Raw genomic sequence first — 22,391 nt, forward strand, 5'->3', positions numbered from 1 at the left:
CTGGAAAACGGGACGGGCACTTGAGCGCCCGGTCAGAATTATACGCTCGCTGCTGGCACAGGGATGGCAGTGACTCGCCAGTCGTCGCCTACAGCGCGCATTTCAGTGATCTTGAGTTGGGGGGCGGCGGCCAGTTTCTCAAGCGGCCAGTCCAGCAAAGGCCGGGCGGCGGAGCCGAGGAACTTGCCGGCGATGAATATCACGTACTCATCCACCAGGCCTTGCTGGGCAAATGCACCCGCCAGGCTTGGCCCTGCCTCTACCAACACTTCGTTGACGCCACGAGCGGCCAAGGCGACCAGCGCCGAGCGTAGATCGACCTGGCCATCGACGCCCGGCACCACCAGGCACTCGGGACCACGAGGGAACTGGTTTTCCGCAGTCACGCAGGTGATGACCAACGCCGGGCCGGCCTTGAAGAACGGCGCATTGAGCGGCACGCGCAGACGGCCGTCGATCAGTACACGCAACGGCGGGCGCGACATGGCCAGCGCCGTGGTGGCGTCGTCCAGGCCGAGTTCGGCGGCGCGCACGGTCAGGCGGGCGCCATCGGCGAGCACCGTGTCGGCGCCGGTCAGCACCACACTGGCCTCGGCACGCAGGCGCTGCACGGCGGCGCGGGCGGCGGGGCCGGTGATCCATTGGCTTTCGCCGCTGGCCATGGCGGTGCGACCGTCCAGGCTCATCGCCAGCTTGACCCGCACGAAGGGCAGGCCGTGTTCCATGCGCTTGAGAAACCCCGGATTCAACGCGCGGGCCTGGGCTTCCAGTACACCGCTGAGGACCTCGATCCCGGCTTGCGCCAGACGCTGCATGCCGCGCCCGGCCACTTCGGGGTTCGGGTCCTGCATGCCGGCCACTACACGGGCGACACCGGCAGTTACCAATGCGTCCGCGCACGGCGGCGTGCGCCCATGGTGGCTGCAGGGTTCGAGGGTCACGTACACCGTGGCGCCACGGGCCTTCTCACCGGCGGCACGCAGCGCGTTGGGCTCGGCATGGGGTTCGCCGGTGCGCTCATGCCAGCCTTCGCCGACAATCTGCCCATCGCGCACAATCACGCAGCCCACACGCGGATTGGGATGGGTGGTGTACAAACCCTTGCGCGCGAGTTCCAGGGCGCGGGCCATGTAATGGGCGTCGAGCACCGCTTGTTCGGCAGACGGTGGGTTCATTCTTTGGCAGGCTCCCGGGCCAGGCGGTCGATCTCTTCGCGGAACTCATTGAGGTCCTGGAAGCGTCGATACACTGAGGCGAAACGGATGTAGGCGACTTCGTCGAGCTTTTGCAGCTCACCCATCACCAACTCTCCCACCACCAGGCTCTTGACCTCGCGTTCGCCGGTGGCACGCAGCTTGTGCTTGATATGCACCAGCGCCGCCTCCAGCCGCTCGACACTCACCGGGCGTTTTTCCAGGGCGCGCTGCATACCGGCACGCAGTTTTTCTTCGTCGAAGGGTTGGCGGCTGCCGTCGGATTTGATCAGGCGCGGCAATACCAGTTCGGCGGTTTCGAAGGTGGTGAAACGTTCACCGCAGGCCAGGCATTCGCGCCGGCGACGGACTTGATCGCCCTCGGCGACCAGACGCGAGTCAATGACCTTGGTGTCGTTGGCACCGCAGAAGGGACAGTGCATGGTGGGCAGGCCACAAATAATGGGAGGGCCATGGTAGCGCATCCCCGTGGCAAGACAAGCCATAGCCTTTACGGTATATAGGCTGACTATTATGTTTCATATTTTTTTAAGCCACGGATTTTGTCCTTTCTGGAGCCGTACATGCAGTTACGACCACTCGTTTTGCTCACCCTGTTCAGTTTCCTGGTCGCCTGCAGCAGCGAAGCCCCCAAACCGACCACGCCTCAACCCACGCCCGCGCAAGAGAAAAAAGTCCCCGGTATTGAAGACCTCGGCCCCCTGCCCGCCTATCAACGTGAAATCAGCGGCAGCCTGACCAACATTCCGGCCGGTGCCGAAGTGGAGATGGCGCTGTTGGTGATCGACGACCGCTCGCGCCCGCAACAATTGCTGGCCAGTAGCGTGCTGACCGGTAACGGCAAGCCCCTGGCCTTCCGCCTGCGCTTCAATCCTGAAGCGTTCCCGGCTGGTGCCCGGGTTGAATTGCGCGGTCGCGCCAGCCAGTCCGGCCAGTTGATCCTGCACCTGCCCGCCGTGCGCATCACCCAGGCGATCACCCAGACCACCGGCCCCCTGCAACTCGTCAAGGCCCCATGACGCCACCGCTTGGCCTGCAAGCCGCCCTCAGCGAACTGATCGGCGACGCGCAATTGGTGCCCTGCCCGCTGCCGGGCACTGAGTTGTCGTTATGGCTGCTGGATGCGGACAACATGGATCGCGCCTTCAGCCCCGAAGAAACCCGGCGCATCCTGCATGAACCGCCCTACTGGAGTTTTTGCTGGGCCAGTGGTTTGGCCTTGGCGCGCTATCTGGCGGCGAACCCTCAATGGGTCGCCGGTAAACGTGTGCTGGACTTTGGCGCCGGCTCCGGTGTGGCCGGAATTGCCGCCGTCAAGGCGGGCGCCGACGAAGTGGTGGCCTGCGATCTTGACCCGCTGGCGCTGACATCCTGCCGGGCGAATGCCGAACTCAACGGTGTGAACCTGGGTTACTCCGCAGACTTTTTTGCCGAAGCCGATCGCTTCGACCTGATCCTGGTGGCCGACGTGCTCTACGACCGGGCGAACCTGCCACTACTGGATCAGTTCCTGACCCGAGGCCGTGAAGCGTTGGTGGCGGACTCACGCGTGCGCGACTTCCAACACCCGGATTATCAGCGCCTGGGCATCCTCGATGCCCTGACCCTGCCGGACCTGGCCGAGCCTTGGGAGTTTCGCAAGGTGAGCCTGTACCATTCACGGCGTTAACACGGTAGGCCGGTGTGCCTTTGCACATGGGACCTAAGGATAAGTCTCAACCGGTGAAGAAGTGCCTCGGATGTCTTTGCTATAGACACACACAAGGCCTAGCTGGGGCTCAAGTTTAACGACAGAAGTGCCTTTCCCCTCTTTAAATTCCACCTCTGTATAGCCATCCTGAGTCGTGCAATCCACTTGCGCGGGCTGACCATACTTCATAAAAAATTGATTACGCGAAGGCGGGGCACGACGAAACTCAGCATATATACCAAACCAATTGCCCTGAAATCGCACCAAAGGTTCGACGTTCTTATCAGCAGCCTTCAACTCAACCACTGCATTCAGCGCATTTCTCATCTCCCCGGGAAAAGGCAAGCTTTCTCGACTATCCACACCAACAACACACAGTGTATGGATGCCCACCTGCGGCCCAATCTCATCATTAATATAAGCGTTAGCACTGTCTATTATGTCGCTATAACCGTGCGCCACCTCACAACTCCTCGGCCGCCTGGTCACCTTGTAGCGATAGAATGGTTTATCAAGGGTCAATCGCATATTCCATGTTGGATACACGGCAGGCGAGCCCGCAGTTAAATCTTCGGGAAGATAATATTGCTGTTGGCGTGCCACGTCGCCAACGATCGAATAAGCGGGAAACAATACACATCGCGCTGGGTCTTCAGAAAATACACCGTCTACAAAACAGCGGTCGATCATGTCTGTCGAAATCCCGTAATTAGTTTTTTCCGTATAAAATTTTCCATCCTTGATTTGGCAGGGCATATGCATACCACACTGATACGGGCCGTAATCATAAATCGTGTTTAACACCCCTACTATTTTATTGGTGGAGCGTTCAATAATCGGACTGCCAGAACTGCCAGGCCCGGTACCTTTACACTTATTTTTCATGGTATGGCGCCATACCCAAACATCCTCAACCACCTCCGGCGCATTTTCCAACTGGCAAGCGGCCACCCGCAGGGGGTCTATGCCTTTACCGCCAACCACCAGAATATCCGTGCCTTCATCAGGACGCCGCCCAAATAAAAGAGGTTGAACACCGTCTTCCATCACCGAGGCAAGGCTTGCCTGCAACTCCAGAATGGCCAGATCCACACCGCGCATGCTGCTCCAATTGACTTTCTTGAACGGGTAGGCTTTCGCGGTACTTTCTTGACCTGTAAAAAATTTGAACTGTATGGCCCCCTCAAAATCAGTGTCTCTTAGAATCTCGCCCCCGTCCAAACTGACGCAGTGCCCATTCGTCAAAACATAAGCAGGACCTTTGGCGACGCCATCAACTCTAGTATCCAGCAGCGTCCCAACACATCGGGTGGGATTTTGAATTCGCCCAACACCGTTCCAATAGTCATAGCGCCCATCTTGATTATTCAGTACTCTGCCGGGCGCAAAATTTTCGATTCCTCTGCCAATGTCAAATTCAGCATTGACAGGCTGCGATATATAACTGAGCCCCACAAAAACAAATGCAGGCAATTTAGTAAACATAAACACTAACTCATTAACCGATGAAGCCTTATAGAACCGAAAACATTCACGAGCATCGTGGTAAATAGTTAATTTTTTTACGCAACTAAATCCTCTGTCTACATTGTGAAGTTTTTACGTAATCTCATAACGCAGACAGTTATCCTGAGGGCCCGACTCCATGTCAAAACAACAAAGGGTATCGGCGCCCCCCAGACAAATCAGCCCACTGTAGATTCTTGCGCTTTCAGCCAACCGCGCCAGCCCTTATAGTTGCCCCCATTCCAGCTTTATTCGAGACGCCCCATGAGTGAGCCCATGCCGTATATCTTCGATGTCACCACTGCCACCTTCGACCAGGCGGTGATCGAGAATTCGTTCCACAAGCCCGTACTGGTGGACTTCTGGGCCGAGTGGTGCGCGCCGTGCAAGGCGCTGATGCCGTTACTGGCACAGATCGCCGAGAGTTATCAGGGTGAGTTGCTGCTGGCCAAGGTCGACTGCGAGGCCGAGCAGGATATCGTTGCGCGTTTTGGCATTCGCAGCCTGCCGACGGTGGTGTTGTTCAAGGATGGCCAGCCGGTGGACGGGTTTGCCGGGGCGCAGCCGGAGTCGGCGGTGCGGGCGATGCTCGAACCCCATGTGCAGATGCCGCCGCCGGCTGCGGCAGATCCTCTGGAACAGGCCCAGGCGCTGTTTGCCGAAGGTCGTATCAGCGATGCGGAAGCGGTGCTGGTCGCACTATTGGGCGAAGACAACACCAACGCTGCGGCGTTGATCCTGTACGCACGTTGCCTGGCCGAGCGCGGTGAATTGGGCGAAGCCCAGACCGTGCTGGACGCGGTGAAAAGTGACGATCACAAGGCCGCCCTCGCCGGGGCCAAGGCGCAGATCACTTTCCTGCGCCAGGCGGCCGACCTGCCGGACGCCGCCGACCTGAAAAGCCGCCTGGCGCAAAACCCGCAGGACGATGAAGCGGCCTACCAGTTGACGATCCAGCAATTGGCGCGCCAGCAGTACGACGCAGCACTGGAAGGCTTGCTCAAGCTGTTTATCCGCAACCGCAGCTACAGCGAAGGCCTGCCGCACAAGACCTTGCTGCAGGTGTTCGAGTTGCTGGGCAATGATCACCCGCTGGTGAGCGTGTACCGCCGCAAGTTGTTTGCCGCGTTGTATTAATCGCCGACCCAACTGTACAGCGGCGTATCCCCGCCGCTGCTGACTTTCACTTGGGCGCTATGACGCAGGCGCACCAACAGGCGTTTGCCCGCGGAGGGGTCGCCAGACAAGCCTTCCAGTTGATCGAGCAGTTCCAGACCGCTGAGCTGGCCGGCCTTGCGCAACAGGTCCTGGGCGCCTTGCCACAGGTCATCAGTGTGTTTGACCGGAGCCACCGGTGCGGCTGTCGCGCTGGCAACGGGCGTCGCCTGCAATTGCGCGCCCAAGCGGGCCCAGTCGCCGTCATCCAGCTCCAGGGTCAAGTCCACCGGCAGGTCGCCGACGGTTCCACGAATTCGCAACATCGTCCTCACTCCTGCACTTTTCTGACGAGCATGCTCCCATGCGGCTTGCGCAACGCCAAGCGGACGGTCAAACTCTGGCACTATTGTTATAAGATCACATAACAAAACTTTCATGTTCTGGAGCCCTCTCATGCGCCGTCTGTTGCTTGCTTTGCCGTTTGCCCTGCTGCCATTGGCGGTTGCCCATGCCCATGATGATCACGACCATGAACACGGCAGCCTTGGCGCCCACGAGCATGGCGTCGGTCGCCTCAACGCGGTACTCGACGGCCAGGCCCTGGAGCTTGAGCTGGACAGCCCGGCGATGAACCTGGTGGGTTTTGAACACCTGGCCACCACTCCGGCGGACAAAGCCAAGGTCGCCGCAGCACGCAAACAGCTGGAAAACCCAGTCGCCCTGTTCAACCTGCCCAAGGCCGCCGGTTGCGTGGCCAGCAGTCAGGAACTCAACAGCCCGCTGTTCGGCGACAAGCCGGAAGCCGACCATGACGACGACGATGATGACGCCAAAGATGGCGCCCACGAACATCATCACGACCACAGCGAAATCCACGCCCACTACCAGTTCACCTGCGCCACGCCGACCGCGCTGAGCAACCTGGACCTGACCCAGGTGTTCAAGACCTTCCCCGCCACCCAGAAAATTCAGGTACAACTGATTGGCCCGAGCGGCCAGCAAGGTGTTGAAGCGACGGCCACAGCAGCCACCCTGAAGTTCTGAATTCACATGACCCACGCATTGATCGAACTGTCCGACCTGGGCTTCAACTGGCCCGGTCATCCACAGTTGCTGGACATCCCCGCATTCCGCCTGGAAGCGGGGGAAACCCTGTTTCTCAAGGGCCCGAGCGGCAGTGGCAAAACCACCCTGCTCGGCTTGCTCGGCGGCGTGCAGAAACCCAGCCAGGGCAGCATCCGCCTGCTCGGCCAGGAGCTGACCGCACTCTCGGCCGGCGCCCGCGACCGTTTTCGCGTCGACCACACCGGCTATATCTTCCAGCAGTTCAACCTGCTGCCGTTCCTGTCGGTGCGCGAGAACGTCGAGTTGCCTTGCCACTTTTCCAAACTGCGTGCACAACGCGCCAAGCAGCGCCACGGCAGCGTTGATCAGGCCGCAGCAGCCCTGCTCGCGCACCTGGGTTTGAAAGACAAAACCCTGCTGGAACGCCGCGCCGACTCGCTGTCCATCGGCCAGCAACAACGTGTCGCCGCCGCCCGTGCGCTGATCGGTCAGCCGGAACTGGTGATCGCCGACGAGCCCACCTCGGCCCTGGACTACGACGCCCGCGAAGCTTTCCTGCAACTGCTGTTCGCTGAATGCCGCGAAGCGGGCGCCAGTCTGTTGTTTGTCAGCCACGACCAGAGCCTGGCCTCGCTGTTCGACCGCAACCTGTCGCTGGCCGAACTCAATCGCGCCGCCACGCCCGCAGAGGTTTGAGATGTATCTGTTCCGTCTAGCCATGGCCAGCCTGGCTAACCGCCGCTTTACCGCGATTCTCACCGCGTTCGCCATCGCGCTTTCAGTCTGCTTGTTGCTCGCGGTGGAACGCGTGCGCGTTGAAGCGCGCAACAGCTTTGCCAGCACCATCAGCGGCACCGACCTGATCGTCGGCGCCCGTTCCGGTTCGGTGAACCTGCTGCTGTACTCGGTGTTCCGCATCGGCAACGCCACCAACAACATCCGTTGGGACAGCTTCGAACACTTCGCCGCCAGCCCCCAGGTGAAATGGGCGATTCCGATTTCCCTCGGCGATTCGCACCGCGGCTACCGCGTGATGGGCACCAACGAATCCTACTTCGAGCACTACCAATACGGGCGCAAGCAGAACCTCGAACTGGCCAGCGGTCGTGCCTTCGCCACCGACCCGTTCGAAGTGGTGCTGGGCGCCGAAGTCGCCGACGCGTTGCACTACAAACTTGGCGACAAACTGGTGCTGGCCCATGGCGTGGCAGTGGTCAGCCTGGTCAAGCACGATGACAAACCGTTCACCGTGGTCGGCATTCTCAAGCGCACCGGCACCCCGGTTGACCGCACCTTGCACATCAGCCTCGGCGGCATGGAAGCGATCCACATCGACTGGCACAACGGCGTGCCGGCCCAGGGCAAAGGCCGCATCAGCGCCGACCAGGCGCGCAATATGGACCTCACGCCCCAAGCCATCACCGCGTTCATGCTCGGCCTGAACAACAAGATTTCCACCTTTGCCCTGCAACGGGAGATCAACGAATTCCGTGGCGAGCCGATGCTGGCGATCCTGCCCGGCGTGGCGCTGCAAGAGCTGTGGAGCATGATGGGCACCGCCGAAAAAGCGCTGTTCGTGATCTCGCTGTTTGTGGTGCTCACCGGCTTGATCGGCATGCTCACGGCGATCCTCACCAGCCTCAACGAACGCCGCCGTGAAATGGCGATCTTGCGTTCGGTGGGTGCACGGCCCTGGCATATCGCGACGCTGTTGATCTTCGAAGCCTTCGCCCTGGCGCTGTCCGGTGTAATCGCTGGCGTGGGGTTGCTGTATGTGTGCATCGCCGCGTCGCGCGGGTACCTGCAGGCCAACTACGGCCTGGACCTGCCGATGTCGTGGCCGAGCGAATATGAATGGACGCTGCTCGCCGGTATCCTGGGCGCCGCGCTGTTGATGGGCAGCGTGCCCGCGTGGCGCGCCTATCGGCAATCCCTGGCCGATGGCCTGTCCATACGTTTATGAGGAAGGCTTTGATGCGTCGCGTCCTGTTTGCACTGTTGCTGCTGCTTGCCCTGCCCGCCTGGGCAGCCGAGCCTAAAGAACTGACGTGGTCGGAACTGATACCGCCGGATGCCCCGCCAGAAGTGCCGAACATGCAACCATTGCACAATCTCTCCAGCATGGCGGACGCCCTGGAATCGGCCCCCGCAGCCAAGCAGGACCTGCCCAATGCGCCGGTGGTGCCAGCGCTCGATGGCCAGCACATTCGCTTGCCCGGCTACATCGTGCCACTGGAGGTCAGCGAAAACGGCCGCACCACCGAGTTCTTGCTGGTGCCGTATTTCGGCGCGTGCATCCATGTGCCGCCGCCGCCGTCGAACCAGATCGTGCATGTCAAAAGCGAAATCGGCGTGAAGCTCGATGAGTTGTATCAGCCGTACTGGATCGAGGGCGCGATGCAGGTCAAACCGTCCACCAGCGAGCTCGCCGATGCCGGTTACCAGATGGAGGCCGAGAAAATTTACATGTACGAATTGCCCGAATAACGCTTATCGCCCTTTCATTGAGCTGAGTCAAAAGACCGAACGGAACGATCTTTACCATTGGACCTACAACTTTTAAACGTCCTTTGGAGCTCCCATGAACAAGTCTCTGCTCGGCGCGTCCCTCTTCGCGCTCGCCCTCGTTGCCCCCGTCGCACACGCTCACGAAGCGGGCGACATTCTGGTTCGTGCCGGTGCAATCACCGTAAACCCGAAGGCGGACAGCGGCCACGTCAAGGTTGACCAAGGCCCATTGGCCGGCGCCAACCTGGGCGGCAAGGCGACCATGAGCAGCGACACTCAGTTGGGCTTGAACTTCGCCTACATGCTGACCAACCACGTGGGTATCGAACTGCTGGCCGCCACACCGTTCGAACATGACGTGAAGATCAAGGGCACCGCCCTCGGCGCCGCCAACGGCAAGCTCGGCACCCTGAAACACCTGCCGCCGACCCTGAGCGTCGTGTACTACCCACTGGACAACAAGTCGGCCTTCCAGCCGTACGTGGGCGCCGGTATCAACTACACCTGGATCTACGACGAGCACGTCGGCAGCCGTGCCCAAGGCGCAGGTTTCAGCAACTTCAAGGCTGAGAACTCCTGGGGCTGGGCCGCACAGATCGGCGCCGACTACATGATCAACGACAAGTGGATGATCAACGCCCAGGCGCGCTACATAGACATCAGCACCAAGGCCACCGTGGACAACAACGCCCTGGGCCAAGGCACACGTGCCAAGGTGAACGTGGACGTGGACCCGATGGTTTACATGGTGGGTATCGGCTACAAGTTCTGATGCCGACCTGACCAGCAATACAAAAACCAATGTGGGAGGGGGCTTGCCCCCGATTGTAGTGTGTCAGCCAACACCTAGTTGACTGAACCACCGCTATCGGGGGCAAGCCCCCTCCCACATTTAGCTCACGCCCACATTGGGTTTTGTGTTGGGTCAGCCATGGCGGTAGAACCGATCCAGCAACGCCGGCAACCCCGCCCGCCACGCCCGTGGCTTGATGCCGAAGGTGTGGAGGATTTTCTTGCAGGCGAGCACCGCGTGTTGCGGCTCTTCACTCGCATCCGGCCGGGCCGCATGAGCCTGGGCGGTCGGGGATTCGATCGCCAACGGGTGATAGCCGCGCGCTTCGGTGAGGATCGCCTGGCCCAGCGCCAACGGCGTGGTCGCCTCATGGCCGGCATAGTGGTACGTGCCCCACAGCGGCGCCGCGCAATCGAGTTGCTTGAGCACCGAAATGATCACCCGTGCCGCGTCATCCACCGGTGTCGGGTTGCCGCGTCGGTCGTCGGCCATCAGCAACTCATCCGGCTTCTCGGCCCGGGCCAGGAAGCGCCCGAGGGTGCCGTCGACGCTGTCATCCAGCAGCCAGCCGAAGCGCAACAGCACATGTTGCGGGCAGGTCGCGCGCACGCTCTGTTCGATACGCCACAATGCCTGGCCGCGCAGGCCCAGGGGCACCGGCTCGTCTTTTTCGCTGTAGGCGGTGGCGCGGGAGCCATCGAACACGCGATAGCTGGACGGCTGCAACAGGGTGATGTTGTGGTGTTGGCACAGCTCGGCCAGGCGTTCGATGGCGAACTCCTGGGCAGCCAGGCGGGTTTCGCTGACCGCTTCGGCCTGGAACCAGTCGAAGTAGTAGGCGAGGTTGATCAACGCATCGGGACGGGTGTCGTCGAGCAATTGGGTGAGGCTCGCGGCATCCCAGCCGTCTTGGGGCGGTTTGGGTGCGAGGAAACCGATGTCTTCCTCTGCACCGAGGCGAATCAGCGCCTGCCCGAGGGCATTCCCGCCGCCCAGTAACATAAGGCGCATTCGCATAGATTGAGCAGGCCCGGTCTGTTTGGAACGAAGGTTTTCTGGTATTGGCCAGAATCGTTGCATTTTGCGGGTTTGTAGCGCAACCGTCACGGATTAACTATCTTCGCATCCACCTCCCCCGGCTCATGCTCAAGGGCCGTGCGCGCTGGCACCATGACCTGCTGTGGATAAGTCTGCGCGAAGTGCACCTCGGCGCAGTTATCCACAAGCTTTTTCAAGCGCTGGTTGAACGCACGGCTGACCGCATACTGCCCACCCGACACCGTGCGGAACTGCGCCGTCAGCACCACGCCGTTGAGGTCCATCTTGTCTACGCCAAATACTTCCAATGGCCCTTGCAGGTTGTACTTGAGGAACACGTCATCACGGATCGACTGCCCCGCTTCGCGGATCAACTCCACCGCCTTGTCCACGTCCGTGTCGTAGGTGAACTGCACCGAGAAGAACGCATAGGCAAATTGCCGCGACTGGTTGGTGACCGCCTTGATCTGGCCGAACGGCACCGAGTGCACAAAGCCCTTGCCGTCGCGCAGGCGCAGGGTGCGGATGGTCAGGCCTTCGACGGTGCCGGCATGGCCGGAGTCGAGCACCACCCAATCGCCGATGGACAGGGTGTCTTCGATGATGATGAACAGACCGGTGATCACATCCTGCACCAGTTGCTGGGAGCCGAAACCGATCGCCAGGCCGACCACCCCGGCACCCGCCAGCAACGGGGCGACGTTGATGCCGAGGTTAGCCATGGTGGTGATTGCACAGATCACCACCAGAATGATTTTCACCGCATTGCGCAGCAGCGGCAGGATGGTTTTCACCCGCGTACTGGGCTGTCGGCTGGAGCGTTTGTTGACCGGCGGCTTCAGCGCTTCCTGGATCGCCGTGTCGAGCACCACCCAGAACAACCAGGTCATCAGCAGGATCAGGCCGATGCTGCTGAGGGAGTCGCTGATTGCGCGGCCAATCGAGTTGCGCTCGGCGAATTCAAACAACGACACGCCCCAGATACGCCCGAGCACTTCGATAAACGCCACCGCCATGACGATGCGCAACAGCGCATGCAGCAGACTGAGGAAGCGCTCTTTGTAGGCACTGCTGCGCTGGATTGCCACCTGGCTGCGGGATTTGAACAGGTGTTGCAGTACCGTACTGAGGAATACCGTGCCGATCAGCAGGATCGTGGTGAACAACGCGCAGCGCAGCACCTTCTGGTTGTCTTCGCCGGCGCCGATCAGGTTGATCGCCGAGACCAGCACCATCAGCAGGATCGGCCAGTACCAGAGCCCCGAAAAAATGCGCAGTGATTGCTGCAGGGCCGGGTGTTTGAGGCGCTGGGCCAAAGGCCGATTGCGGATCAGGTGGGCGACCGGGCGGCGCAGGCGAACCACCAGCACGCCAAAGATCACCGTCGCAAACAGGCCGGTGAATACCGCGATGCCGCTGGTGATATTACCGCCCAGTTGGCGTGCGATCTGCGGGCTGGTGAGCGCGTCGCTGAGGGCGGCGAGGAAACCGATCAGGAACAGCGGCTTGGGGCAGTAGTCGCGAATGATCTGCACCGCCGGGCGCTTGTGGCCAACGTTGAACATGACAATGACGCACAACAGCATCGAGGTAGAAAAGATGCCGCTGCTGGTGGCATACGCAAAACACAGCGCCAACGCGCGACCCACGGAGGTCGGTAGAAAATGGCTGATATACAACGTGAGGGGCAGGCAAACCAAAGCCGGGAGTGTGTACGGCACGACATAGCCGAGAACGGCCTGGAAACGTTTGCGCCGCTCGAAAAACGTGCGTTGCCCCAGGCGTCGCACCATCACACGCCCCAGTAACGTCAGCAGCGTAAAGGCGCCGCCCCACACCCCGGACAGCAACAGAAAGTCCCCGGCGACGCTCCACGGCGAGCGCTCAGCGGTCTGGTTGACCAGGCGGCCGACTTCGTTCGCGGCCCGGTCGGCGCGCAGGCGCCATTCGTCAATGAAGTTCTGGTTGAGGTCCAGCTTCTGCTGCACATCATCAATGCTGGAGCTGATCGCTCCGAGAAGGCCACCTTCCACCAGCAGCTCCGGTTTGGCCGGCGCCTCGGGTTCAGGCGCAGTGGCCGCAGCGTGTAGCGCGCCACTGCCGCAAAACAGCAGCACGCCGAGCAGTAATGCAATCTTGGGATTCAGCAAAACACCGGGCTCCTTCAAAAGGGTCTGTAAGGAACTGACGGGTTTGCGCCTTGAACGTTCCCCTCTGCCGTCTGTAGGAAGCCGGAAACTTTCAGCCAAAAATCGCAGTCAGCCATACACGGGGGCCAGGCCCCCACTTTTTTCACAGGAGCAATCATGGCTGCGATCCCCGACTGGGTGCCCATCACCCCCAGCGTCGCCATCACTCGCTTCACGGTGCTGACGGTCAATATCCACAAGGGCTTCACCGCCCTGAATCGACGCTTCATCCTGCCCGAGCTGCGTGAAGCGGTACGCAGCGTGGGCGCCGACATGGTGTTTCTGCAGGAAATCCACGGCACCCACGAGCGTCATCCGCAGCGCTTCAGCGACTGGCCAAACATGCCGCAGTACGAGTTCCTGGCCGATAGCATCTGGCCGCAATACGCCTACGGCCGCAACGCGGTCTACCCCCACGGCGACCACGGCAACGCGTTGCTGTCGAAATTCCAGATCGTACGCTACGACAACCTCGACATCTCCCAGAGCGGCCACGAAAACCGTGGCCTGCTGCATTGCGTGCTACGCCTGCCGGGCACCGGCCAGGAGGTGCATGCGATCTGTATTCACCTGGGCTTGCGCGAGATGCATCGCCAGCAGCAATTGCGCTTGATCGAGCAGCGCATCAGCGAGATCCCGGCCGACGCGCCGTTGATTGTTGCCGGTGATTTCAACGACTGGCGACAAAAGGCCGACCTGAGCCGCAGCGGCCTCAGAGAGGTCTTCGTCGAAACCCACGGCAAACCCGCACGCACTTTCCCGGCGCGTCTGCCGTTGCTGCCGCTGGACCGGATCTACGTGCGCAATTTGAAGGTGCATAACGCCCGGGTACTGACCACACGGCCCTGGTCCCATCTGTCGGACCATGTGCCGCTGTCGGTGGAGATTGAACTATGAACGTCGCCGTAGAACACATCGCCACCGACCAACCGCCCGACGAGGCCAAGGCCCGCGACCTGGATTACGGCTGGCAGAGCGGCAACCAGATCGAGTTGCTGGAGAACGGCGAGGCGTACTTCCCCAAGGTGTTCGAGGCCATGCGCGTGGCGCGGCGGGAGATCCTGCTGGAGACCTTCATTCTTTTCGAAGACAAGGTGGGCCACGAGCTGCAAGGCATTCTGATCGAGGCCGCGCAGCGCGGGGTAAAGGTGGTGGTTAGCCTGGACGGATTCGGCTGTGGCGAATTGAGCCAGCCCTTTCTTGGCGAGCTGGCCGAGGCTGGCGTCATCGTGCAGATGTTTGACCCGGCCTCCAAGACGCTGGGCGTTCGCACCAACTGGTTTCGCCGCCTGCACCGCAAGATTGTGGTGGTAGATGCCGAAGTCGCGTTTATCGGCGGGATCAACTTTTCCGCCGACCACCTGGGCGATTTCGGCCCCGAGGCCAAGCAGGATTATGCGGTGCGGGTGACAGGCCCGGTGGTGGCCGACCTGCATCATTTCGCCCTGGCCCAAAGTGGCCGTCAGGTGCGCACGCGACGCGGTTGGCGGCGGCGCCAGCAGCGGCCTGCGTTGTGGTCCAGCGACAACGGTGACGGTCTGGTGCGCTTGATCTACCGCGACAACGTGCAGCATCGCGATGACATCGAAGAGGCGTACATCTACGCACTGAGCAAGGCGCAACAGCGTGTGGTGATCGCCAACGCCTACTTCTTCCCCGGCTACCGCCTGCTGCGCGAGATCCGCAACGCCGCGCGCCGTGGCGTGCAGGTGCAACTGATCATGCAAGGCCAGCCCGACGTGCTGCTGGCCAAGCTGGCGGCGCGCATGCTCTACGACTATCTGCTCAAGGACGGCGTGGTGATTCACGAGTACTGCCAGCGGCCACTGCACGGCAAGGTGGCGCTGGTGGATGACGAATGGAGCACCGTGGGTTCAAGCAACCTGGACCCGTTGAGCCTGTCGTTGAACCTGGAAGCCAACGTGTTGATCCGCGACCGAGGGTTCAATCAACAGCTGTATGAACGCCTGGAAACACTCGCCAAAAACCATTGCCAGACCATGCCGGAAAACCGCAAGCCACGCCTGTGGCTCTGGCGATTGACCGTGGGCTTCCTGGTGTTTCATGTGATGCGTCACTTCCCCGCGTTGACCGGCTGGCTGCCTGCCCACAAGCCACGCTTGAAACCCATCGGGAGCCAGGCCAATGACCACTGAATCCAGGTTTGCACGGTGGAAAAAACCGCTGACGATTGCCTTCTTCCTGCTGCTGATCGTGCTGTTCACCCTGCTCGCTCGCCGCATCGATTGGAGCGAGGTGGTGCAGACCCTGGGCGACTTCAAGGTACGCACGCTGCTGATCGCAAGTGCACTGACGCTGTGCAGTTTCCTGGTGTACGCCAGCTTCGACTTGATCGGCCGCACCTACATCCGCCAGAACCTGGTGTGGAAGCAGATCTTGCCGGTGGGCATCATCAGCTATGCGTTCAACCTCAACCTGAGCGCGTGGGTCGGCGGCATCGCCATGCGTTATCGGCTGTATTCGCGGCTTGGCGTAAGCACCGGCAATATTGCCAAGATCCTCGGTTTGAGCCTGGCCACCAATTGGTTTGGCTACATGGCGATCGCTGGGGTCGTATTCAGCAGCGGCCTGGTCACGATGCCACCGGGGTGGAAAATCAGCACCACGGCGTTACAAGGCATTGGCGCATTGTTGGTGCTGGCCAGCCTGGGTTACTTGGTGGCCTGCCAGTTTTCGAAAAAGCGTGCGTGGACCATTCGCGGCATGGAAATCAACCTGCCGTCGGTGCGCATGGCGTGTCTGCAGTTGCTGTTGGGCGCGTTGAACTGGTCGCTGATGGCGGCGGTGATCTACACGCTGTTGCCGGCCAAGCTCGACTATCCACTGGTATTGGGTGTGTTGCTGATCAGCGCGATTGCCGGAGTGCTCACTCACATCCCTGCTGGTCTGGGCGTGCTGGAGGCGGTGTTTATTGCGCTGTTGCAGCATGAGGCGTCGCGGGGCAGTTTACTCGCCGGGCTGATTGCGTACCGGGCAATCTACTTTATCGTACCGCTGCTGATTGCACTGGTGATGTACCTCGGTGTGGAGGCGAAGGCCAAAGCGTTGCGAGTGAAGAAGGCGCCCGCCTGATTCATTGCGGGAGACTACTCAAACCCCAAAGCGGCTGCGGTAATCGCTGGGCGCCAGGCCGGTGATTTTTTTGAACGTGGCACGAAAGGCACCGGGGTCCTGATAGCCCACCGTCCAGGCGATATGGTCGATGGTGCCATTGGTGAACTCCAGCATCTGCCGCGCCTTGCCCACTCGCAGGTGCTGGCAATATTCGGTGGGTTTCAAGCCAGTGGCGTTGCGAAAGCGCCGTAGGAAAGTGCGCTCTTCCAGACCCGCCTCCAGGGCCATCGCCGCCAGGGAAACATCCACCGCGCCGCTGGCCTGCAACCAGTGCTGAACCTTGAGGATAGCCGCATCACCGTGGCCAAGAATCGGCGCGAAGTTACTGCCACATTGGCTGGCACTGTCACTGTGCTCGATCACCAGGAAACGCGCCGTGTCCGCCGCAATGCTCGGCCCCATCAGGCGGTCGACCAGGCGCAGGCCAAGTTCGGACCAGGCCATCAAGCCGGCGGTGGTGATCAGGTCGCCGTCATCGACAATGGGCTTATCGGCCTCCAGGCGCACGGCCGGGTAGCGGGTGGCGAAAGATTTGGCGGAGGACCAATGGGTGGTAGCGCTGCGCCCATCAAGCAAGCCACTGCGCGCCAGCATGATCGAACCAATACACACACCGCCCAGCACCGTGCCTGCCGCGTGTTGCTGGCGAATCCATTCCAGCAGCGCTGGGGGTGCCTGCTCTTCTGTAAACTCACCGATCGACGGCGGTACCAGCACCGCCATCATCGGTTGCTCGGGACCGGGATGGCTGCTGAAGACGCGCACCGGTGTGCCGGCGGTGTCCACCTGCCAATGGCTAACCCGCAGCAATGGCAACTGCGCGGATTGATGCTCGGCGGCGATGCGATTGGCCACGCCGAACAGATCAGTCAAGCCGTGCACGGCAGCCAGTTGCGCCCCCTGGTAGATCAACACACCCAGCTCAACCACGACCATTGTCAGTTTTCCCCCTGGTATTGTCGGTGCAGCCAATCCTAAGTGCGGACGCCAGCTAAGATACTGGGCCCATCAACCCATCACGAGGCAACACACATGGCCAAGCAAGCGCTCATCCTAATCGATATCCAGAACGACTACTTCCCCCAGGGCAAGTGGCCACTTGACGGCGTGGACGCCGCGGCGGACAAGGCTGCGCAGGTGCTGCAGGCGTTTCGAAAGACGGGTGATGCGGTGATTCATGTACGTCATGAGTTCACCTCCGATGACGCGCCGTTCTTCACGCCGGGATCCGAGGGGGCGCACCTGCATGAAAAAGTGCGGAACGAGGGCAATGAGCCGGTGGTGCTCAAGCATTTCGTGAATGCGTTTCGCGAAACCAACCTGCGTGCCCTGCTGGAACAGCGCAGCATCACCGACCTGGTGGTGGTCGGCAGCATGAGCCATATGTGCATCGACGCGGTGGTGCGGGCGGCGGCGGACCTGGGCTACACGGTTACGGTGATTCATGACGCCTGTGCGACGCGGGACCTGGAGTTCAATGGGCAGGTGATCCCGGCGGCGCAGGTGCATGGGGCTTATATGGCTTCGCTGGCATTTGGTTATGCGGGCGTGGTGTCGGCGGATGAATACTTGAAGGCGCAAGCGGCGGCGGCATGACCGCCACCTGTCGCTGCGGCGTCAGCGGGTCGCGATGATGAACAGGCGCGGAAACGGCAGCAACACTGTGCCATCGGCCAGGGCGGGATAGGCCTTAATAATTCGCGCCTGGTATTCCTGTAGGAAAGCGGCTTTTTCGCTGTCGGTCAAAGGCGCGAGGAACGGCCTCAGCGCCGACGCCTTGAACCACTCCACCACCGCCGCGTGATCCGCCAATGGGTGCTGATAGGTGGTGCGCCATACATCGACGGTACTGCAATGTTTGCTCAGCAGTTCGTAGTAGTAGCTAGCGGTGTGGCGCTCGTTGTGTTTGACCGTTCCGATCTTGGCCGACCACGGCCCCTCGGCCGCGACTTCGCGGGCGAGCCGGTGGGCGGGCTCATCGAGATTGTCCGGGGTTTGCACCGCCAGCGTGCCACCGGGCGTCAGTTGTTGGACCAAGTGCGGATATAGCCTGGCGTGGTCGGGCAACCATTGCAGGGATGCATTGGCCAGGACCACATCGAAGGTTTGCGCAGGTTTCCAGTCACCGATATCCGCCAGTTCAAAGTTCAGCGCCGGCAGCCGTTTGCGGGCGTCCACCAACATGTCATCGGAGCTGTCCATGCCGGTGACATGTGCCTGCGGGAAGCGCTCGGCCAGCACTTCGGTGGAGTTGCCGGGGCCGCAGCCCAGGTCGACGGCGTTGCGCACCTCGGTATTCGGAATGGCCGCGACCAGTTCACGGACGGGACGAGTGCGCTGTTGTTCGAACAACGTGTACTGCTTGGCTGACCAGGTCATCACGGCTTCCTCTTTACCCATCGTTGTGGTGAACAGCGCCTAACCCGAGCACGCAGCTAGAACATCCAGGTATCGTAGGGCGCTTTATAGATCAGATACTCTCGATCAAACATAACCTTGATAGCGGAGGGTTTAAAGGTACTGAGCTGTGCCTGCTGATGAACATCGCCGTTGTTGTCCGTCCAACGATAGTGCAGCGCGCCCTCTGGGGAGACCCTCAGTTGAACCTCCACTTGCTCACCCAGGGCTTGGCGCTGCACGGTATCAAATGCTCCAGCAGGTACCGATAAACGTAGACTGGTAACCCTTTCATCTCGATTGACCGTATTGAACAGGCGTGCAAACGACACTAGGTGGTCGGGTTGCTCAAGATCAAACAACACGCTCAACAGTTGCGTGTCAGTGAATAGACGCTCAAGGGGGAAGTCAATGTGGTTGATCGTGCCGGAAGTATGCGTGAACTGCATGGACAGGCCTGGCTTGCCTGAAATATTGTCAATCACACCGATGCCCAACCCATCCCTCATGGCCAGTGACAGGTTTTCGGCAATCAACTGGCGCAGCTTCGCCCGATCCGCAGGAGGATTGGCCTTATCGAGGTCCGCCATAGACTGCAAGGTGGGATGGGGCAACAAACCTATCCAGCCGGCGGCAACAGCCGCACGCATTTCAATTCGCGAAGCCCTGGGTTGAGTTTCAAGCTGCTGGAGAAAGGCCGTCAAGACCGGATTGAAGGGATCGACGTCCGCCAGGTATTTCACCGCTTCCAGCGTACGATCGGGCTCTTGATCCGCAGCAAGCTGCTCCAAGGCATAGCGGTGGGCCAGTGCCCCCTCCTCAGAATCCTGCCGCGCCTCACGCAGCATTTTGAACGCCTGAAATTTGAAGGGCTGCGGCTGACCGCTGTTCTGCAAGATGCTGGCCGCGATAGGTACCAACCCTTCGTCACGGTCCATGATCTCAAGGATGTAGAGCTTGCGATTGTTGTCGAACTCAGCATCGCGGAACAACGCTCTGAGTCGCAGGCTGACCGTATCGTTGCGGGCCCCAAAAACCCAGCCGCCACGGGCCACAGAAAGCAGTTTGAGCGCGTCGAGGAAGTCTGAAGTTTGCGAATCTTTCGCTTCGATTATCGACAGCAGCCTGCTCTCGTCACCTTTTCTGAAGTCCAGATTCACCATCGATTCGCCACGCGCCTTGCGGCGAGCCAATTGGATCATGTATGAATCCAGCAGCGCACGCGTGCGATAGGTGTCCAAAGTGCGATTGACGATCGAGGATTCATTTTCCAATGACAACCAAGATTCAACACGTTGTTTCATATGAGACTCGAACGTAGTTTGCAGGTTGTTGCTGACAAAGTACGTCAGCAAAGAACCGCCTATCACAACGATCGAAAGGATCAAGGTCAGCGCCTGGGTCGCCCGCGTTATCGGGGCATTGGCCTGCTCAAGAATTTCCTTGCTCAGCTCATACTTGAGATTGATCATCTGCGCCGCTTGACTCTTTTCTAGGCGCCGGACTTTCTCTAGGGCGTCTTGAATGCGCTTTTCAGCATCTCGGGTTTGCGCCCGACTGTCTTCCAGGGCTTGGGCCAACGCTTGCGACGTATCTGTTTCAGCACTCACGCTTCAACTCCTGTTTCATCTTGTCTTCCTTTACAAACGTGACCGCGCCACAGGTCGCGTGGTCGGGCAGTTGGCAAGCAAAAATAAAGCCCCTGGAGTCAATGCTCCAGGGGCTTGATTGGCTAGCGTCGAACGGTGAAGCTGCCGACCTCAGAACGGGATATCGTCATCAAAGCTGTCGAAATCCGGAGCTGGCTGCGGCGCGGCTTGTTGTGGCGCTGGACGCGACTCACGCTGTGGCTGCTGGCTTGGCTGTGGACGCGACTGCTGTGGACGCGGTGCCGAGTTGGACATGCCGCCCTGGCCCTGTTGGTCGCCCTGGGGACGGCCGCCCAGCAGTTGCATGGTGCCTTGCATGTCGACCACGATTTCAGTGGTGTAACGCTTGATGCCGTCTTTTTCCCACTCGCGGGTCTGCAGCTTGCCTTCGATGTAGACCTGCGAACCTTTGCGCAGGTACTCGCCGGCGATCTCTGCGACCTTGCCGAACATCGACACACGGTGCCATTCGGTTTTCTCGACCTTCTGGCCGGTCTGCTTGTCGGTCCACTGTTCGCTGGTCGCCAGACTCAGGTTGGTCACGGCGTTACCGTTAGGCAAGTAGCGAACTTCGGGATCCTGGCCGCACGTACCGACCAATATGACTTTGTTAACCCCACGGGCCATAACGTTCTCCTAGGCTGGGCGCGCTGTCGGCACTGGGTTGACCAGTTGCTCGAGCGTCGCGCGATCCAATAATTCGGTGTCCAATTTGATGTAGATGGCGGCTTCTTCAGCAACAACCACGGCATCGGTAACCCCAGTAACGGCCTTGAGGCGCTCGACCAGACCGGCTTCGCGGATCGCTTCGGGCGATAACGGCAAACGCAGACTCGTCACATAGGGAGGTTCGCGCATGGTAACAGCAAAGGCCAGCCAGAGGGCAGCCAGACCTGCGCATCCAAGGAACACAACCGACAAACCGCCATGCTGGAACATCCAGCCACCCATGATGCCGCCCAGTGCGGAACCCAGGAACTGACTGGTGGAATACACCCCCATCGCCGTCCCTTTGCCGCCGGCCGGTGAAACTTTACTGATCAGCGAAGGCAACGATGCCTCCAGCAGGTTGAACGCGGTGAAGAACACCACCGTGCCGATTACCAGCGCCCGCAGGCTGTCGCCGAACTGCCAGAAGAATAGCTCAGTGAGCATCAGCGTCGCGACGGCGCCGAGCAAAACTCGTTTCATTTTGCGTTTCTTCTCGCCGTAGATGATGAACGGGATCATGGCGAAGAACGAAATCAGCAACGCTGTGAGGTAAACCCACCAGTGCTGCTCCTTGGGCAGGCCGGCTTTTTCCACCAGCGCCAGGGGCAACGCAACAAAGCTGCACATCAGCATGGCGTGCAATACAAAGATACCTAAATCCAGGCGCAGCAGGTCCGGGTGCTTGAGCGTCGGCAACAAGGCTTTACGCGCAACGCCGGACTCACGGTGCTGCAACGTGCCGGTGGAGCGCGGCACCATAAAGGCCACGATCACGATGCCGAACAGTGCCATGCCGCCGGTGGCGAGAAACAGCCCGTGCAGCCCGAACGCGCGGGTCAGCAAGGGGCCGACCACCATGGCCACGGCAAACGACAGGCCGATGGTCATGCCGATCATGGCCATGGCCTTGGTGCGGTGTTGTTCGCGGGTCAGGTCCGACAGCAACGCCATGACCGCAGCGGAAATCGCGCCGGCACCTTGCAGGATGCGCCCGGCGATCACGCCCCAGATGGAATCGGCTTGAGCCGCGAGCACGCTGCCGAGGGCAAACACGATCAGCCCCAGGTAGATCACCGGGCGGCGACCAATACGGTCGGAAATGATCCCGAACGGTATCTGAAAAATCGCCTGGGTCAGGCCGTAGGCACCAATGGCCAGGCCGATCAATGCAGGGGTCGCGCCAGCGAGATCCATGCCATAGGTCGCCAGCACCGGCAACACCATAAACATGCCCAGCATACGGAAGGCGAACACCAGGGCCAGACCGCTTGCCGCTCGGGTCTCGCCGCTACTCATGCGTTCGCTGTGGGGATCGTGCATGGAAAAACCTCGTGTGAA

At 60.5% G+C, this 22,391-nt stretch carries 23 protein-coding genes; 12 read left to right on the forward strand and 11 right to left on the reverse strand.

Translation table 11 applies throughout. From position 1 onward, the window contains the following. Positions 1-38 precede the first annotated feature (38 nt). Both ribD and nrdR read right to left on the reverse strand, forming a co-directional pair. Positions 39-1,175: a bifunctional diaminohydroxyphosphoribosylaminopyrimidine deaminase/5-amino-6-(5-phosphoribosylamino)uracil reductase RibD gene (gene ribD / locus ACZ445_RS26820; protein ID WP_464707773.1), complete on the reverse strand. Its 1,137-nt coding sequence runs from the start codon at positions 1,173-1,175 to the stop codon at positions 39-41. Next, positions 1,172-1,636 (reverse strand): transcriptional regulator NrdR, encoded by a 465-nt coding sequence (nrdR, locus tag ACZ445_RS26825; RefSeq protein WP_010206843.1) that lies wholly within the window; start codon positions 1,634-1,636, stop codon positions 1,172-1,174. Before nrdR ends, ribD begins: the two co-directional genes overlap by 4 nt. A gap of 141 nt (positions 1,637-1,777) precedes the next feature. On the opposite strand from nrdR, the gene ACZ445_RS26830 reads away from it, so the two are divergent. Next, positions 1,778-2,233 carry a YbaY family lipoprotein gene (locus ACZ445_RS26830; RefSeq protein WP_058424585.1) on the forward strand — a complete coding sequence of 152 codons (456 nt, stop codon included), beginning with the start codon at positions 1,778-1,780 and terminating at the stop codon, positions 2,231-2,233. Further along, positions 2,230-2,883 (forward strand): class I SAM-dependent methyltransferase, encoded by a 654-nt coding sequence (locus tag ACZ445_RS26835; protein WP_058424584.1) that lies wholly within the window; start codon positions 2,230-2,232, stop codon positions 2,881-2,883. The genes ACZ445_RS26830 and ACZ445_RS26835 overlap by 4 nt, the downstream gene beginning before the upstream one ends. 33 nt (positions 2,884-2,916) lie before the next feature. On the opposite strand, the gene ACZ445_RS26840 is transcribed toward ACZ445_RS26835, so the two are convergent. Further along, entirely contained in the window at positions 2,917-4,389 is a 1,473-nt protein-coding gene (locus tag ACZ445_RS26840; RefSeq protein ID WP_058424583.1) for a trypsin-like serine peptidase, read from the reverse strand. 285 nt (positions 4,390-4,674) lie between these two features. Between ACZ445_RS26840 and trxA the strand changes: the two genes are divergently transcribed. Beyond that, complete coding sequence (trxA, locus tag ACZ445_RS26845; RefSeq protein ID WP_058424582.1) at positions 4,675-5,547, forward strand: thioredoxin; 873 nt, start codon at positions 4,675-4,677, stop codon at positions 5,545-5,547. On the opposite strand, the gene ACZ445_RS26850 is transcribed toward trxA, so the two are convergent. After that, complete coding sequence (locus ACZ445_RS26850; protein ID WP_058424581.1) at positions 5,544-5,891, reverse strand: hypothetical protein; 348 nt, start codon at positions 5,889-5,891, stop codon at positions 5,544-5,546. The genes trxA and ACZ445_RS26850 overlap by 4 nt on opposite strands. Before the next feature lie 130 nt (positions 5,892-6,021). On the opposite strand from ACZ445_RS26850, the gene ACZ445_RS26855 reads away from it, so the two are divergent. The 5 genes from ACZ445_RS26855 (at position 6,022) to ACZ445_RS26875 (ending at position 9,913) form a co-directional block, all read left to right on the forward strand. Further along, entirely contained in the window at positions 6,022-6,612 is a 591-nt protein-coding gene (locus ACZ445_RS26855; protein WP_058424580.1) for a DUF2796 domain-containing protein, read from the forward strand. Positions 6,613-6,618: 6 nt separating this feature from the next. Next, entirely contained in the window at positions 6,619-7,329 is a 711-nt protein-coding gene (locus ACZ445_RS26860) for an ABC transporter ATP-binding protein (RefSeq protein ID WP_058424579.1), read from the forward strand. 1 nt (position 7,330) lies between these two features. After that, complete coding sequence (locus ACZ445_RS26865) at positions 7,331-8,596, forward strand: ABC transporter permease (RefSeq protein ID WP_058424578.1); 1,266 nt, start codon at positions 7,331-7,333, stop codon at positions 8,594-8,596. Positions 8,597-8,607: 11 nt separating this feature from the next. After that, the gene (locus ACZ445_RS26870) at positions 8,608-9,120 is read left to right on the forward strand and encodes a DUF3299 domain-containing protein (protein WP_071493720.1); all 513 of its coding nucleotides are present in this window, start codon (positions 8,608-8,610) and stop codon (positions 9,118-9,120) included. Positions 9,121-9,214: 94 nt separating this feature from the next. Further along, the gene (locus tag ACZ445_RS26875) at positions 9,215-9,913 is read left to right on the forward strand and encodes an OmpW/AlkL family protein (RefSeq protein ID WP_179030049.1); all 699 of its coding nucleotides are present in this window, start codon (positions 9,215-9,217) and stop codon (positions 9,911-9,913) included. Between the two features lie 153 nt (positions 9,914-10,066). On the opposite strand, the gene ACZ445_RS26880 is transcribed toward ACZ445_RS26875, so the two are convergent. After that, positions 10,067-10,951, reverse strand: coding sequence for a sugar nucleotide-binding protein (locus ACZ445_RS26880; protein ID WP_081049253.1), 885 nt, complete (start codon positions 10,949-10,951; stop codon positions 10,067-10,069). Positions 10,952-11,037: 86 nt separating this feature from the next. After that, positions 11,038-13,122, reverse strand: coding sequence for a mechanosensitive ion channel family protein (locus ACZ445_RS26885; RefSeq protein WP_464707774.1), 2,085 nt, complete (start codon positions 13,120-13,122; stop codon positions 11,038-11,040). Positions 13,123-13,278: 156 nt separating this feature from the next. Here ACZ445_RS26885 and ACZ445_RS26890 point away from each other — a divergent pair, with 156 nt between their 5' ends. The 3 genes from ACZ445_RS26890 to ACZ445_RS26900 are packed head-to-tail and all read left to right on the forward strand — an operon-like array spanning position 13,279 to position 16,254. After that, positions 13,279-14,058 (forward strand): endonuclease/exonuclease/phosphatase family protein, encoded by a 780-nt coding sequence (locus ACZ445_RS26890; protein ID WP_058424573.1) that lies wholly within the window; start codon positions 13,279-13,281, stop codon positions 14,056-14,058. Then, on the forward strand, positions 14,055-15,317 hold the full coding sequence (gene clsB, locus ACZ445_RS26895; RefSeq protein ID WP_058424572.1) for a cardiolipin synthase ClsB: 1,263 nt from the start codon (positions 14,055-14,057) through the stop codon (positions 15,315-15,317). Before ACZ445_RS26890 ends, clsB begins: the two co-directional genes overlap by 4 nt. After that, on the forward strand, positions 15,307-16,254 hold the full coding sequence (locus tag ACZ445_RS26900; RefSeq protein WP_058424571.1) for a lysylphosphatidylglycerol synthase domain-containing protein: 948 nt from the start codon (positions 15,307-15,309) through the stop codon (positions 16,252-16,254). The genes clsB and ACZ445_RS26900 overlap by 11 nt, the downstream gene beginning before the upstream one ends. 18 nt (positions 16,255-16,272) lie before the next feature. On the opposite strand, the gene ACZ445_RS26905 is transcribed toward ACZ445_RS26900, so the two are convergent. Further along, positions 16,273-17,232 carry a GlxA family transcriptional regulator gene (locus ACZ445_RS26905; protein WP_058424570.1) on the reverse strand — a complete coding sequence of 320 codons (960 nt, stop codon included), beginning with the start codon at positions 17,230-17,232 and terminating at the stop codon, positions 16,273-16,275. Between the two features lie 96 nt (positions 17,233-17,328). On the opposite strand from ACZ445_RS26905, the gene ACZ445_RS26910 reads away from it, so the two are divergent. Continuing rightward, a complete protein-coding gene (locus tag ACZ445_RS26910; protein WP_179029076.1) occupies positions 17,329-17,892 on the forward strand; it encodes a cysteine hydrolase family protein in 564 nt (187 codons plus the stop codon). 21 nt (positions 17,893-17,913) lie between these two features. Here ACZ445_RS26910 and tam read toward each other — a convergent pair whose 3' ends face one another. The 4 genes from tam to ACZ445_RS26930 form a co-directional block, all read right to left on the reverse strand. Continuing rightward, positions 17,914-18,675: a trans-aconitate 2-methyltransferase gene (tam, locus tag ACZ445_RS26915; RefSeq protein ID WP_058424568.1), complete on the reverse strand. Its 762-nt coding sequence runs from the start codon at positions 18,673-18,675 to the stop codon at positions 17,914-17,916. A 56-nt stretch (positions 18,676-18,731) separates the two neighbouring features. After that, a complete protein-coding gene (locus ACZ445_RS26920; RefSeq protein WP_058424567.1) occupies positions 18,732-20,303 on the reverse strand; it encodes a hypothetical protein in 1,572 nt (523 codons plus the stop codon). Positions 20,304-20,453: 150 nt separating this feature from the next. Then, on the reverse strand, positions 20,454-20,969 hold the full coding sequence (locus tag ACZ445_RS26925; RefSeq protein ID WP_003232445.1) for a single-stranded DNA-binding protein: 516 nt from the start codon (positions 20,967-20,969) through the stop codon (positions 20,454-20,456). A 9-nt stretch (positions 20,970-20,978) separates the two neighbouring features. Beyond that, complete coding sequence (locus ACZ445_RS26930) at positions 20,979-22,373, reverse strand: MFS transporter (RefSeq protein ID WP_058424566.1); 1,395 nt, start codon at positions 22,371-22,373, stop codon at positions 20,979-20,981. Positions 22,374-22,391 lie beyond the last annotated feature (18 nt).

The organism is Pseudomonas allii (genome assembly GCF_055380095.1).